Below are 13,349 nucleotides of genomic sequence, written 5' to 3'. Positions count from 1 at the left end.
GCCCGGCACACCTTCCGGTGTGCCGGGCCGCTCCGCTGCGTCAGGGGTGCGTCAGTGCACCGTGCCCATGAGCGACTGGACCTTCTTGCGGTACGAGTAGACCGCGAAGCCCGCGAGCACCGCGGCGGTCGCCTCGAAGGCGATCACCCCCGTGCCGTTCAGGTCCACACCGGCGATGGACAGCATGCCGGTGGTGCAGTCGCCCGCGGTGACCGCGAGGAACCAGACACCCATCATCTGGGAGGCGTACTTCTGCGGGGCCATCTTCGTCGTGACCGAGAGGCCGACCGGGGAGAGGCACAGCTCGCCGATGGTCTGGATCATGTAGATCGAGACCAGCCACATCGGGGAGACCTTGGTGCCGTCGCCCGCCATGTTCATCGGGACGATGAAGACGAAGAAGGACGCGCCGACCAGGACCAGGCCCATCGCGAACTTCACGATGGTGTTCGGCTCCTGGTTCTTACGGGCCAGCCAGAGCCACAGCCAGGCGAAGACCGGCGCCAGACCCATGACGAACAGCGGGTTCAGCGACTGGTACCAGGTGGCCGGGAAGCCGAGGCCGAAGACGGTGTCCGCGGTCTTGCCGTCGGCGAACAGCGACAGGGTCGAACCACCCTGGTCGTAGATCATCCAGAACACGGCGGCGGCGACGAAGAACCAGATGTACGCGGTCATCTTCGACTGCTCGGTGCCCGACAGGTCCTTGTCGCGCTTGATGCGGACCAGTACGGCCACCGGGATGATCAGACCGGCCAGGGTGATCGGGACCAGTGCCCAGTTCAGGGTGTACATGCCGAGGGCGGCGACGATGCCGTAGAAGACACCGACGACGGCGACGACACCGACGACCTTGACGATCACGCTCTTGCGCTCGTCGTCCGACAGCGGGTTCGGGACGACGCTGCTGCGGGGGGCCAGGTTCTTGGTGCCCAGGAGGAACTGGACCAGGCCCAGGCCCATGCCGAGAGCGGCGAGCAGGAAGCCCAGGTGCCAGTTGACCTTCTCGCCGACGGTGCCGACGACGAACGGGGCGACGAAGGCACCGAGGTTGATGCCGATGTAGAAGATCGTGAAGCCGCCGTCACGACGCGGGTCGTCCGGCCCCTCGTAGAGGTGGCCGACCATCGTCGAGATGTTGGCCTTCAGCAGCCCCGAACCGGCGGCCACCAGCGCCAGGCCGACGAAGAACATCGCCTGGCCGGGAAGGGCCAGCGACACGTGGCCGGCCATGATCACGCCACCGGCGATGGCGACCGTCTTGCGGGCGCCCCAGACGCGGTCACCGAACCAGCCGCCCGGCATGGCCATGAGGTAGACCATCGCCACGTAGACGGAGTAGATCGCCGTCGCCGTGGCCATCGTGAAGGCGAGGCCGCCGCCCTGGCTGCCGGTCGCGGCCTCTGTGCCTCCGGACACCAGGTAGAGGACGAGGAGGGCGCGCATGCCGTAGTAGGAGAAGCGCTCCCACATCTCGGTCATGAACAGCGTGGCCAGGCCACGGGGGTGGCCGAAGAAGGTCTTCTCCGCGGACGGATCCGCCGAGTCCTTCGTCAGGCTGGAAGCCATGGTCGATCCTTGCTTGCTCGGGACGCTTGGCTTCGTGAGCTCATCCGCGCCCGGTGGGGGTGGCCGGTACCGGCAACGGCCGTCCCGCAACCCCACGCCCCGGGGTCTCGCCCCGGCGTGTGCGTCGGTGGCGAAGGTTCGGTCGCACCCGGGTCCACGCCCTGACGCGCACCATCGCGCGCAGGGCCCGGCCCACAGGTCATTCACTGTCATCGAGCCGGACCGGCGGTCCGTCGCGTCAGTCCGTCAAGACTGCCGAACCGGCTCGGACAGAAAACAGAGACCTTCGGCTCGCTTTTCGGCACAAAGGTCCCTGCGTAGTGCATCAGGCGTCTCGCCACCATACGACACGACACGGCGGCATATGGAAGGACTTGAGATATGGATCACAGGATTCCGGGGAACCGTTCGGCGCTAATCGAAGGTCGTCGGTAGTTCATAACCCCAGATCGAGAGGGGTATGCAGGGACACCCCTCCTTTCACCTCCTGCGGACTACCATCACCCACATGACGCGTGTACTGCTCGCCGAGGACGACGCATCCATCTCGGAGCCCCTGGCCCGCGCCCTGCGCCGGGAGGGGTACGAGGTCGAGGTCCGGGAGGACGGCCCCGCCGCCCTGGACGCGGGACTGCAGGGAGGCGTCGACCTCGTCGTCCTGGACCTGGGCCTGCCGGGCATGGACGGGCTGGAAGTCGCCCGCCGGCTGCGCGCGGAGGGACACGGCTTCCCGATCCTGGTGCTGACCGCCCGCGCGGACGAGGTGGACACGGTCGTCGGCCTCGACGCGGGCGCCGACGACTACGTGACCAAGCCCTTCCGGCTCGCCGAGCTGCTGGCCCGGGTCCGGGCCCTGCTCCGGCGCGGCGCCAACGAGACGGCCCAGCCCCCCGCCACCCACGGCGTACGGATCGACGTCGAGTCCCACCGCGCCTGGATGGGCGAGGAGGAGCTCCAGCTCACGGCCAAGGAGTTCGACCTGCTGCGGGTCCTGGTCCGGGACGCCGGCCGGGTCGTCACCCGCGACCAGCTGATGCGCGAGGTCTGGGACACCACCTGGTGGTCCTCCACCAAGACCCTCGACATGCACATCTCCTGGCTGCGCAAGAAGCTCGGCGACGACGCCGCGAACCCCCGCTACATCGCCACCGTCCGGGGCGTCGGCTTCCGCTTCGAGAAGAGCTGACACCCCTAAGGCATCCTCTTAGGCATGCGCCGCCGCCTCATCAACTCCACGCTCGCCGTGGTGCTCGTCGTGATCGCCGTCTTCGGGGTCTCCCTCGTCATCGTGGAGACCCGGACGATCACCAGCAGCGCCCAGGACCGGATCGACTCCGAAGCTCTGCGGCTCGTCGGCATCGTCGAGGCGAACGTGCTGGAGAAGAAGCCGGTCGTCGCCGGCACCCTCGCCGAGCAGCTCGACGCCGGGCACTACGCCCGCGTCGTCGTCCCCGGCCGGCCGGCCGTGGAGGTCGGGCACCGGATCGACGGCAGCGTCGTGCGCGGCACCGCCCGCGGCGAACAGGGCGAGATCGTGATCGTCGAGGAGTCCCGCTCCACGGTCACCCGGGAAGTGGGGCGGACCCTCGCGGTGGTCGGCGCGGTGGCACTGCTGGCCGTCGTGGCCGCCGTCCTGCTCGCCGTACGGCAGGCGAACCGGCTGACCTCCCCGCTCACCGACCTCGCCGAGACAGCGGAACGGCTCGGATCGGGCGACCCCCGGCCCCGGCACCGGCGGTACGGGGTCCCCGAGCTGGACCGCGTCGCGGACGTCCTGGACTCCAGCGCCGAGCGGATCGCCAGGATGCTCACCGCCGAGCGGCGCCTGGCCGCGGACGCCTCGCACCAGCTGCGCACCCCCCTCACGGCGCTGTCGATGCGGCTGGAGGAGATCACGGTCACCGAGGACCTGGAGACCGTACGGGAGGAGGCGACGATCGCCCTGACCCAGGTGGAGCGGCTCACGGACGTGGTGCAGCGGCTGCTGACGAACTCCCGGGACCCGCGCACCGGCTCCGCGGTCTCCTTCGACCTCGACGAGGTCGTCAAGCAGCAGGTGGAGGAGTGGCGCCCGGCCTACCGCAGTGCGGGCCGGGCCATCGTGCGCTCCGGCAAGCAGGGCGTGCGGGCCGTGGGCACGCCCGGCGCGGTCGCGCAGGTGCTGGCGACCCTGGTGGAGAACGCCCTCATGCACGGCGGCGGCACGGTCGCGCTGCGGACCCGGGTCATCGGGAACCAGGCGGTGCTGGAGGTCACGGACGAGGGGCCGGGAGTCCCGCCGGACCTCGGAAACCGGATCTTCGAGCGGGCCATCAGCGGCCGCAACTCCACGGGCATCGGCCTGGCGGTCGCACGGGACCTGGCGGAGGCCGACGGAGGGCGTCTCGAACTGCTCCAGGCGGAACCGCCGGTCTTCGCCCTCTTCCTCAGCCGCACCGCGCCGGACCGGAGCGAACCGCAGTCCACGGTCCGCTGAAGCATCAGGGCATCAGGGCATCAGGGCATCGGGGCGCAAGGGCATCGACGGGTCGGGGTGCCGGGAAATGCGGGGCCGCGCCCCGGTGCCGGGGGCGGGTCGTGCTAGTTGTTCGCGGGCGCCGGCTCGGGCACGGGCTGCGGCCTGGGCTCGGGCCGCGGCACGGGGGCCGGCTCGGGTATCGGCTCCGAACCGGCGGCGGGGACGGGCAGCGCCTTGAAGACCCAGGTCCGGTAGGACCAGAAGCGGAAGACGGTGGCGGTGCCGATGCCGACGAACTTGAACACGTTGCTCGCGACCGGGCCGTCCCACCCGAAGCCGTACGTGGCGGTGTACAGCACGCCGTTCTCGATGACCAGGCCGATCGCGCTGAAGGCGGCGAACAGGGCCAGCTCGCGGGTACGGCCGCTCTGCGCCCGGTCCCGGTAGGCGAAGTACCGGAAACCGAGGTAGTTCGTGGCGATGGCCACGACGGTGGCTATCACGCTCGCGCGCACCACCTGCAGGTCGGTCGTGTGCCGGATCAGGTTGAAGACGCCGAGGTTGACCAGCACGCCCAGGCCACCCACCGCCCCGAACTTGGCGACCTCCCGCATGAGGCCGCGTACGCGTTCGACGGCGGATCCGTTCCCCGGAGTGCTCATCTGATGGTTCAGTCCCTGTCGGTCGCCGCCCCCGAGCGGGAGCGTCCGGATCTTCGTCAACCCACCCATCGTAAGTGTCCCCCCTGTGGTCCGTCTGTGCCTCGGGGTCCCTTGCGACGCACGGCACACGGGCGGCTCCGCGTCAGGGGCCGCGCCCATGCGGGTCCCGGTGGCCGAATACCGCCGGATACCCTGGAGGAGTGACGTTCCCGGTAGTCGGCATGGTCGGCGGCGGACAGCTCGCCCGCATGACCCACGAGGCGGGTATCCCCCTCGGCATCAGATTCAAGATCCTCAGTGACACCCCCGAGGACTCGGCGGCCCAGGTCGTGAGCGACGTCGTCATCGGCGACTATCGCGACCTGGAGACCCTGCGCGCTTTCGCGCGGGGCTGTGACGTGATCACCTTCGATCACGAGCACGTGCCCACCGAACACCTCCGGGCCCTGGAAGCGGACGGCATCCCCGTCCGGCCGGGGCCCGACGCGTTGGTGCACGCCCAGGACAAGGGGGTGATGCGCGCCAAGCTCGACGAGATCGGCGCGCCCAGCCCCCGCCACCGGATCGTGCGCGATCCGGCGGACGTGGCGGCCTTCGCGGAAGAGGTGGGCGGTTTCCCGGTCATCCTCAAGACGGTGCGCGGCGGATACGACGGCAAGGGCGTGTGGTTCGTCCGCACACCCGAGGACGCGGCGGCCCCGTTCAAGGCGGGCGTCCCGGTCCTCGCGGAGGAGAAGGTCGAGTACGTCCGCGAACTCGCGGCCAACATCGTCCGCTCGCCCCACGGCCAGGCGGTGGCCTACCCCGTCGTCGAGTCCGTCCAGGTGAACGGGGTCTGCGACACGGTGATCGCCCCCGCCCCGGACCTCTCGGAGGAGCTGGCGGGCGAGGCCCAGGCCCTCGCCCTGCGCATCGCCGGGGAACTCGGCGTGACCGGCCACCTGGCCGTGGAACTGTTCGAGACCACCGACGGGCGCATCCTCGTCAACGAGCTGGCCATGCGCCCGCACAACAGCGGCCACTGGACCCAGGACGGGGCGATCACCTCCCAGTTCGCCAACCACGTGCGTGCCGTCCTGGACCTGCCGCTGGGCGACCCGCGCCCGCGGGCCCGCTGGACGGTCATGGCCAACGTGCTGGGCGGGGACTACCCCGACATGTACGCGGCGTACCTGCACTGCATGGCCCACGACCCGCAGCTGAAGATCCACATGTACGGCAAGGACGTGAAGCACGGCCGCAAGGTCGGCCACGTCAATACCTACGGTGACGACCTGGACGATGTGCTGGAGCGCGCCCGTCACGCTGCCGGCTACCTCAGAGGAACGATCACCGAGTGACCCGGTCCCCCTCCTCACGGAGGGGGACTCCTACCCTCGCGGGTCGGATCCTCTGCTTCACCGACCGGTGCCTCTCAGGGGTGTTCCGTCGAGGTCTTGCGCCGTCTCCACGGACCGAGGCCGCCGCGTACCGGGACATCGCCGATGTCCGGACGGACCCCACGTCCCGGACCCCACGTCCCGGACGGCATGACCGACCGAGACCCGATCACTCAGCCCGGGCCAGGGCGTCGCGCAGCGGGATGGTGCCGCCACAGAGCTCCGGACCGGCAACGCGTTTCCTTCCCAGTCCCGAGCTGGGAATTCCATGCAAGGAGATTTGATGAGCACCACTGCCCCCTCCGCAGGTCCCGTCGTCGGCATCGTCATGGGGTCGGACTCCGACTGGCCGGTCATGGAGGCCGCCGCCCAGGCCCTGGACGAGTTCGAGATCCCGTACGAGGTCGACGTGGTCTCGGCGCACCGGATGCCGCGCGAGATGATCGCGTACGGCGAACAGGCCGCCGGCCGCGGGCTGAAGGCGATCATCGCCGGCGCGGGCGGGGCCGCCCACCTGCCCGGCATGCTCGCCTCGGTGACCCCGCTGCCCGTCATCGGCGTGCCCGTGCCGCTGAAGTACCTCGACGGCATGGATTCCCTGATGTCGATCGTCCAGATGCCCGCCGGGGTGCCCGTCGCCACCGTCTCGGTCGCCGGGGCGCGCAACGCGGGGCTGCTGGCCGTACGCATGCTGGCCGCCCACGACCAGGAGCTGCTGGCCCGGATGCGGGACTTCCAGCAGGAGCTGAACGACCAGGCCACCGAGAAGGGCAAGCGGCTGCGGACGAAGGTCGCGGGCGCGGAGTCCTTCGGGTTCGGCAAGTGAGCGCCGCGCAGCGCCTGGCCGAGGCGCGTGAGCTGCTGGCCGAGCACCCCGTCGTGGACGGCCACAACGACCTGCCCTGGGCGCTGCGCGAGCAGGTGCGCTACGACCTCGGCCGGCGGGACATCTCCGCGGACCAGAGCGGCCGTCTGCACACCGACATCCCGCGGCTGCGGGCCGGCGGGGTCGGCGCGCAGTTCTGGTCGGTCTACGTCCGCTCCGACTACGCGGGCGACGAGGCGGTCAGCGCCACCCTGGAGCAGATCGACGCCGTGGCCCAGCTGATCGACCGTTACCCCGGCGACCTGGTGCGTGCCCTGACGGCGGACGACATGGAGGCGGCCCGCGCCGACGGCCGGATCGCCTCGCTGATGGGCGCCGAGGGCGGCCACTCCATCAACAACTCCCTCGCCACCCTGCGCGCCCTGCACCGGCTGGGCGTGCGGTACATGACGCTCACGCACAACGACACGATCGACTGGGCGGATTCGGCGACCGACGAACCGCGCCACGGCGGCCTGACGGACTTCGGCCGCGAGGTCGTCCGCGAGATGAACCGCATCGGCATGCTCGTGGACCTCTCGCACGTCGCCGCGACGACGATGCGGGACGCGCTCGCGGTCTCCGAGGCGCCGGTGATCTTCTCCCACTCCTCCGCCCGGGCGGTGTGCGAGCACCCGCGCAACGTGCCGGACGACGTACTGGAGCTGCTCGCCGCCAACGGCGGGGTGGCGATGGCCACGTTCGTGCCGAAGTTCATCCTGCCGTCGGCCGTCGAGTGGACCCTGGCCGCCGACGAGAACCTGCGCCGGCACGGCTTCCACCACCTCGACACCACCCCCGAGGCGATGGCCCTGCACCGGGCCTTCGAGGCGGAGCGCCCGCGGCCGGTGGCCACGGCCGCCACCGTCGCCGACCACCTCGACCACATGCGCGAGGTCGCGGGCGTCGACCACATCGGGATCGGCGGGGACTACGACGGCACGGCCTTCACCCCGGCCGGGCTCGACGACGTCGCGGGCTACCCGAACCTGATCGCGGAGCTGCTCGCCCGCGGCTGGTCGCGCCCCGACCTGGCGAAGCTGACCTGGTCGAACGCGGTACGGGCGCTGCGCGACGCGGAAGCGGTGGCACGGGACCTCTCGGCCGCCCAGGGCCCGTCGAACGCCGTACTGCACGCGGCGCGGTAGACCGGATCCGTTTCCCCTGACCCCGCCGCCCCGGCGGGGTCAGGCGGGGTCAGGGCGCGGAGCCCCGGGGAGCGGGGGACGGGCGGGCAGGGGGCGGCCCCGCCCCGCGGCATCCGTGCCGCCCGCCCCGAAGCGGCACGGCCGCCACCCGAACGCCACACCTGCCGGGCAGCAAGCGCGTCCCCCGTGTCACGGTGGCAGCATCTCTCCCTGCTGCCGCCGAGACCGGAGCGAATGCCATGGCCGACCTGCAGGACGAACGACCGGACGAGGGCCACGTCCCCGTCGGCCCCGCCTCCGTCGGCGCCGAGGACACCCCTGCCGCGACGCCGGCCGGGTCCCTCGACCGGGCCGCCGCGCTGCTCGGCGTCCATCCCGTCGCGGACGGGTGCAACACCCTGGTGTGGACCTTGCGCCAGAGCCCGTACCACGACATCGACACCCCGGACAGCGGGGTGGACACCGACATCCCCCGGTTGCGCGCCGGCGGGGTGGGGGCCCAGTTCTGGTCGCTGATGCCCCCGCGCGAGGCCGCGGCCGCCGACCAGGTGGTGTCGGACACGCTCGAACAGATCGACGTGGCGCTGGCCCTGATGCGCCGCTACCCCGACGGCCTGTGCCTGGCGCTGAGCGCCGACGACCTGGCCGACGCCCGCAACCGGGGCCGGATCGCCTCGTTCCTCGGTCCCGTGCCCGGCCGCACCCTCATCGACTCGCTGGGCGCGCTGCGGGCCTTCCACGCGCTGGGCGTCCGGATCCTCGCGCCCGCGGGAGCGCCCTGGGCCCAGCAGGGCCTGACGGCCTTCGGCCACGAGGTGGTGCGGGAGGCGAACCGGCTCTCGATCCTCCTGGACCTGGCCGGCTGCCCGCCGCTGGCGGCCTGTCAGCTCGCGGGGGCGTCCAAGGCCCCGGTGATCATCTCGAACACGGCCGCGGAGGCGCTGAACCCGTTCCCGGGGAACGCGACCGACGAGGTGCTGCTCGCGCTGCGGGCGGCGAACGGCCTGGCCATGGTCACCTTCGACACGGCCCGGACCGGGGACTCCCTGCACGCGGTCGCGGACCACGTGGAGCACGTACGGGCCGTCGCGGGCCCGCACGGCGTCGGCCTCGGCGCCGCCTTCGGCACCGAGCCCGGCCGTCCTCGCCCGGCCGGCCTCACCGACCCCTCGGGCTACCCCCGGCTGATCGCGGAGCTGATCGACCGGGGCTGGTCGGAGGCCGACCTGGCCCTGCTGACCTGGGGCAACGCGCAGCGGGTGATCCGCGATGCGGAATTCACCGCCCGCGCGGCCCAGCACCGCCGCGCCAGTCCTGCCTGACGGGCTCCGCCGGCCGCGTCCCGGTTCAGGCCCGCGGGCGGCCCATCGCCCGGTAGGTCCAGCCCGCCGCCCGCCACCGGAGCGGATCGAGGGCGTTGCGGCCGTCCAGGACGAGGCGGTCGGTGACCACGGCGGCCAGTGCCGCCGGGTCGAGGTCGCGGAACTCCCGCCACTCGGTCAGGTGCAGGACGACCTCCGCACCGCGGGCCGCCTCCAGCGCGGAGTCCGCGTACCCCAGGGTCGGGAAGACCCGCCGGGCGTTGTCCATGCCCTTGGGGTCGTAGACGGTGACCTGGCCGCCCTGCAGGTGGATCTGGCCCGCCACGTTCAGCGCGGGGGAGTCGCGGACGTCGTCCGAGTCCGGCTTGAAGGTCGCGCCGAGCACGGCGACCCGCTTGCCGAGGAAGGACCCGCCCACCGCCTCCCGGGCCAGCTCCACCATGTGTCCGCGGCGGCGCATGTTGATGGAGTCGACCTCGCGCAGGAAGGTCAGGGCCTGGTCGGCGCCCAGCTCGCCCGCGCGCGCCATGAAGGCCCGGATGTCCTTGGGCAGGCAGCCGCCGCCGAAGCCGATCCCGGCCCGCAGGAACTTCGAGCCGATCCGCTCGTCGTAGCCGATGGCCTCGGCCAGCTTGACCACGTCGCCGCCGGCTGCCTCGCACACCTCGGCCATCGCGTTGATGAAGGAGATCTTGGTGGCCAGGAAGGAGTTCGCGGCGGTCTTCACCAGCTCGGCGGTCGGGAAGTCGGTGACGACCAGCGGGGTCCCCTCCGACATCGGGGTCTCGTACACCTCCCGCAGCACCTTCTCGCCGCGGTCGCCCTGTACGCCGACCACGATCCGGTCGGGGTGCAGGGTGTCCTGCACGGCGAAGCCCTCCCGCAGGAACTCGGGGTTCCAGGCCAGTTCCACGTCCGCGCCCGCCGGGGCCAGCGAGGCCAGCTTCCGCGCGAGCCGCTCCGCCGAGCCGACCGGGACCGTCGACTTGCCGACGACCAGCACCGGCCGGGTCAGGTGCGGGGCCAGCGAGGAGATCGCGGAGTCCACGTAGGACATGTCACAGGCGTACTCGCCGTGCTTCTGCGGCGTGTTCACGCACACGAAGTGGACGTCGCCGAAGGCGCCGACCTCCTCCCAGGAGGTGGTGAACCGCAGCCGCCCGGTCGAACCCGGCAGTCCGGCCACGTGCGCGGCCAGCAGCTCCTCCAGCCCGGGCTCGTACATGGGCACCCGGCCCGAGGCGAGCATCTCGATCTTCTCGGGCACCACGTCGAGCCCCAGCACCTCGAACCCCAGCTCCGCCATCGCCGCGGCGTGGGTCGCGCCGAGGTAACCGGTGCCGATCACAGTGATCCTGAGGGGGGCCATGGGTGCTCCAGAGGTGCGGGGCCGTTTGCGGCCACTGAGCATAGTCGGGCCCGTAAGGGGGACGTTCTCCGCTGTCACGCAGCTCACGTACGCCGTACATATCGCTGCCGGGACGCCGGACACTAAGATTTGGGTTACTTAACGGTAGTTAGCATCACGCATCATCTTGGGGAGTGAGAGATCTTGGCGGGTTCTGCCGACTTCGACCTGTACCGTCCGGCCGAGGAGCACGACATGCTCCGCGAGTCGGTCCGCTCGCTCGCCGAGGCGAAGATCCTGCCGTTCGCCGCCGCGGTCGACGAGGAGTCCCGCTTCCCCCAGGAGGCCCTGGACGCCCTGGTCTCCAGCGACCTGCACGCGGTCCACGTGCCCGAGACCTACGGCGGCGCGGGCGCCGACGCCCTCGCCACCGTGATCGTGATCGAGGAGGTGGCCCGCGTCTGCGCCTCCTCCTCCCTCATCCCGGCCGTCAACAAGCTCGGCTCGCTCCCGGTGATCCTCTCCGGCTCCGAGGAGCTCAAGGCCAAGTACCTCGGCCCGCTGGCCAAGGGCGACGCGATGTTCTCGTACGCGCTCTCCGAGCCGGACGCGGGCTCCGACGCCGCGGGCATGAAGACCCGCGCCGTGCGCGACGGGGACTTCTGGGTCCTCAACGGCGTCAAGCGCTGGATCACCAACGCGGGAGTCTCCGAGTACTACACGGTCATGGCCGTGACCGACCCCGAGAAGCGCTCCAAGGGCATCAGCGCCTTCGTCGTGGAGAAGGGCGACGAGGGCGTCTCCTTCGGCGCCCCGGAGAAGAAGCTCGGCATCAAGGGCTCCCCGACGCGCGAGGTCTACCTCGACAACGTCCGCATCCCCGCCGACCGCATGATCGGCGCCGAGGGCACCGGATTCGCCACCGCGATGAAGACCCTCGACCACACCCGCATCACGATCGCCGCCCAGGCCCTCGGCATCGCGCAGGGCGCCCTGGACTACGCCAAGGGCTACGTCCAGGAGCGCAAGCAGTTCGGCAAGCCGATCGGCGACTTCCAGGGCGTGCAGTTCATGCTCGCGGACATGGCCATGAAGATCGAGGCCGCCCGCCAGCTCACCTACGCGGCGGCCGCCCGCTCGGAGCGCGTCTCCGCCGGCGGAGCCCACGAGGACCTGACCTTCTTCGGCGCCGCGGCCAAGTGCTTCGCCTCCGACGTGGCCATGGAGGTCACCACCGACGCCGTCCAACTCCTGGGCGGCTACGGCTACACCCGTGACTACCCGGTGGAGCGCATGATGCGCGACGCCAAGATCACTCAGATCTATGAAGGAACGAACCAGGTCCAGCGCATCGTCATGGCGCGCAACCTGCCGTAAGCGGGTCCCCGGCCGGAGGCGGATCCCGTCACCCGCCTCCGGCCTTTTCATGCCCCCGGATGGGCTAAATTTGAACCTTCGTACGCCAGAACCGGTTGGGGAGAACGTAATGACGGAAGCGATCCTGCTGGTCGGCGGACAGGGGACGCGCCTGCGGCCCGTGACGGTGAACACCCCCAAGCCGATGGTCCCCACAGCCGGAGTCCCCTTCCTCGCCCACCAGATAGCCAGGGCCGCAGCCGCCGGTGTCACCCACATCGTGATGGCCACCTGCTACCTCGCCGAGGTCTTCGAGCCCTACTTCGGCGACGGATCCGACTTCGGCCTCACCCTGGAGTACGTGGTCGAGGACGAGCCCCTGGGCACCGGAGGCGCCATCCGCAACGCCGCGGAGCGCCTGACCGGAGGCCCGGACTCCGCCGTCCTCGTCTTCAACGGCGACATCCTCACCGGCCTGGACATCCGCGGCCTGGTCGAGTCCCACCAGGCGGCCGACGCCGACGTCTCCCTGCACCTGGTGCGGGTCGAGGACCCGCGCGCCTTCGGCCTGGTCCCCACCGACTCCGAGGGGCGGGTGCTGGCCTTCACCGAGAAGCCGCAGACCCCCGAGGAGATCATCACCGACCAGATCAACGCCGGCTGCTACGTCTTCCGCCGCAGCGTGATCGACTCCATCCCGGCCGGCCGCCCCGTCTCCGTCGAGCGCGAGACCTTCCCCGGCCTGCTCGCCTCCGGCGCCCGGCTGCACGGCGTCACCGAGAACACGTACTGGATGGACCTCGGCAAGCCGGAGTCCATCATCCAGGCCTCCGCCGACCTGGTCCGCGGCGTCGTCCCCTCCCCGGCCGTCCCCGGACGCCGCGGCGAATCCCTCGTACTGCCCGGCGCCCAGGTGGCGGCCGGAGCCAAGCTGTCGGGGGGCACCGTCGTGGGCGCCGGTGCCCGCATCGAGGCCGGCGCGGTCGTCCAGGGCTCCATCGTGCTGGCCGACGCGGTCATCGGCCCGGACGCCCAGGTGAACGCCAGCCTCGTCGGCGCCCGCGCCGAGGTCGGCGCGCGCACCGTGCTGGAGGGCGCCGTCGTCGGCGACGGCGCGGTCGTCGGCGCCGACAACGAGCTGCGCACCGGCGCGCGGGTCTGGTGCGAGGCCCGGCTGCCCGACGCCGCGATCCGCTTCTCCTCGGACTCCTGACCCCGGGTCACCGCCGCGCCCGGCTGCCG

At 71.4% G+C, this 13,349-nt stretch carries 11 protein-coding genes; 8 read left to right on the top strand and 3 right to left on the bottom strand.

Annotation, left to right across the window (positions count from 1 at the left end; all coding sequences use genetic code 11):
• Positions 1 to 51: 51 nt before the first annotated feature.
• Positions 52 to 1,569, bottom strand: a complete 1,518-nt coding sequence (locus ACFWUZ_RS05305; protein WP_384367384.1) for a peptide MFS transporter — start codon at positions 1,567 to 1,569, stop codon at positions 52 to 54.
• 508 nt (positions 1,570 to 2,077) lie between these two features.
• On the opposite strand from ACFWUZ_RS05305, the gene ACFWUZ_RS05300 reads away from it, so the two are divergent.
• Together ACFWUZ_RS05300 and ACFWUZ_RS05295 are read left to right on the top strand one after the other, a co-directional pair.
• A complete protein-coding gene (locus ACFWUZ_RS05300) occupies positions 2,078 to 2,755 on the top strand; it encodes a response regulator transcription factor (RefSeq protein WP_030030859.1) in 678 nt (225 codons plus the stop codon).
• 24 nt (positions 2,756 to 2,779) lie between these two features.
• Positions 2,780 to 4,045: an ATP-binding protein gene (locus ACFWUZ_RS05295; RefSeq protein WP_384367381.1), complete on the top strand. Its 1,266-nt coding sequence runs from the start codon at positions 2,780 to 2,782 to the stop codon at positions 4,043 to 4,045.
• A 104-nt stretch (positions 4,046 to 4,149) separates the two neighbouring features.
• Here ACFWUZ_RS05295 and ACFWUZ_RS05290 read toward each other — a convergent pair whose 3' ends face one another.
• On the bottom strand, positions 4,150 to 4,689 hold the full coding sequence (locus ACFWUZ_RS05290; RefSeq protein WP_384367378.1) for a GtrA family protein: 540 nt from the start codon (positions 4,687 to 4,689) through the stop codon (positions 4,150 to 4,152).
• A 221-nt stretch (positions 4,690 to 4,910) separates the two neighbouring features.
• Here ACFWUZ_RS05290 and ACFWUZ_RS05285 point away from each other — a divergent pair, with 221 nt between their 5' ends.
• The 4 genes from ACFWUZ_RS05285 to ACFWUZ_RS05270 all read left to right on the top strand — a co-directional run bounded on the left by ACFWUZ_RS05285 (position 4,911) and on the right by ACFWUZ_RS05270 (position 9,403).
• On the top strand, positions 4,911 to 6,029 hold the full coding sequence (locus tag ACFWUZ_RS05285) for a 5-(carboxyamino)imidazole ribonucleotide synthase (RefSeq protein WP_384368056.1): 1,119 nt from the start codon (positions 4,911 to 4,913) through the stop codon (positions 6,027 to 6,029).
• 322 nt (positions 6,030 to 6,351) lie between these two features.
• Positions 6,352 to 6,894, top strand: coding sequence for a 5-(carboxyamino)imidazole ribonucleotide mutase (gene purE / locus ACFWUZ_RS05280; RefSeq protein ID WP_384367375.1), 543 nt, complete (start codon positions 6,352 to 6,354; stop codon positions 6,892 to 6,894).
• Positions 6,891 to 8,081 carry a dipeptidase gene (locus ACFWUZ_RS05275; RefSeq protein WP_384367372.1) on the top strand — a complete coding sequence of 397 codons (1,191 nt, stop codon included), beginning with the start codon at positions 6,891 to 6,893 and terminating at the stop codon, positions 8,079 to 8,081. Before purE ends, ACFWUZ_RS05275 begins: the two co-directional genes overlap by 4 nt.
• A 239-nt stretch (positions 8,082 to 8,320) precedes the next feature.
• A complete protein-coding gene (locus ACFWUZ_RS05270; protein WP_384367369.1) occupies positions 8,321 to 9,403 on the top strand; it encodes a membrane dipeptidase in 1,083 nt (360 codons plus the stop codon).
• 25 nt (positions 9,404 to 9,428) lie between these two features.
• On the opposite strand, the gene ACFWUZ_RS05265 is transcribed toward ACFWUZ_RS05270, so the two are convergent.
• On the bottom strand, positions 9,429 to 10,772 hold the full coding sequence (locus ACFWUZ_RS05265; RefSeq protein WP_384367366.1) for a UDP-glucose dehydrogenase family protein: 1,344 nt from the start codon (positions 10,770 to 10,772) through the stop codon (positions 9,429 to 9,431).
• Between the two features lie 183 nt (positions 10,773 to 10,955).
• Here ACFWUZ_RS05265 and ACFWUZ_RS05260 point away from each other — a divergent pair, with 183 nt between their 5' ends.
• The gene (locus ACFWUZ_RS05260) at positions 10,956 to 12,128 is read left to right on the top strand and encodes an acyl-CoA dehydrogenase family protein (protein ID WP_384367363.1); all 1,173 of its coding nucleotides are present in this window, start codon (positions 10,956 to 10,958) and stop codon (positions 12,126 to 12,128) included.
• A gap of 109 nt (positions 12,129 to 12,237) precedes the next feature.
• Positions 12,238 to 13,320, top strand: a complete 1,083-nt coding sequence (locus tag ACFWUZ_RS05255) for a sugar phosphate nucleotidyltransferase (RefSeq protein ID WP_384367360.1) — start codon at positions 12,238 to 12,240, stop codon at positions 13,318 to 13,320.
• The last annotated feature ends 29 nt before the right edge of the window (positions 13,321 to 13,349 follow it).

The sequence above is a fragment of the Streptomyces sp. NPDC058646 genome (genome assembly GCF_042716875.1).
Lineage (GTDB): Bacteria > Actinomycetota > Actinomycetes > Streptomycetales > Streptomycetaceae > Streptomyces.
Note: the sequence above shows the minus strand (reverse complement) of the source record. Positions and strands in the feature narration are given on the sequence as shown.

Bases quoted from the DNA above. Each gene is read 5' to 3' on its own strand.
- ACFWUZ_RS05255 (WP_384367360.1), top strand. From the start codon at position 12,238: ATGACGGAAGCGATCCTGCTGGTCGGCGGACAGGGGACGCGCCTGCGG.
- ACFWUZ_RS05300 (WP_030030859.1), top strand. From the start codon at position 2,078: ATGACGCGTGTACTGCTCGCCGAGGACGACGCATCCATCTCGGAGCCC.
- ACFWUZ_RS05270 (WP_384367369.1), top strand. From the start codon at position 8,321: ATGGCCGACCTGCAGGACGAACGACCGGACGAGGGCCACGTCCCCGTC.
- purE (WP_384367375.1), top strand. From the start codon at position 6,352: ATGAGCACCACTGCCCCCTCCGCAGGTCCCGTCGTCGGCATCGTCATG.
- ACFWUZ_RS05285 (WP_384368056.1), top strand. From the start codon at position 4,911: ATGGTCGGCGGCGGACAGCTCGCCCGCATGACCCACGAGGCGGGTATC.
- ACFWUZ_RS05305 (WP_384367384.1), bottom strand. From the start codon at position 1,569: ATGGCTTCCAGCCTGACGAAGGACTCGGCGGATCCGTCCGCGGAGAAG.
- ACFWUZ_RS05295 (WP_384367381.1), top strand. From the start codon at position 2,780: ATGCGCCGCCGCCTCATCAACTCCACGCTCGCCGTGGTGCTCGTCGTG.
- ACFWUZ_RS05290 (WP_384367378.1), bottom strand. From the start codon at position 4,689: ATGAGCACTCCGGGGAACGGATCCGCCGTCGAACGCGTACGCGGCCTC.
- ACFWUZ_RS05265 (WP_384367366.1), bottom strand. From the start codon at position 10,772: ATGGCCCCCCTCAGGATCACTGTGATCGGCACCGGTTACCTCGGCGCG.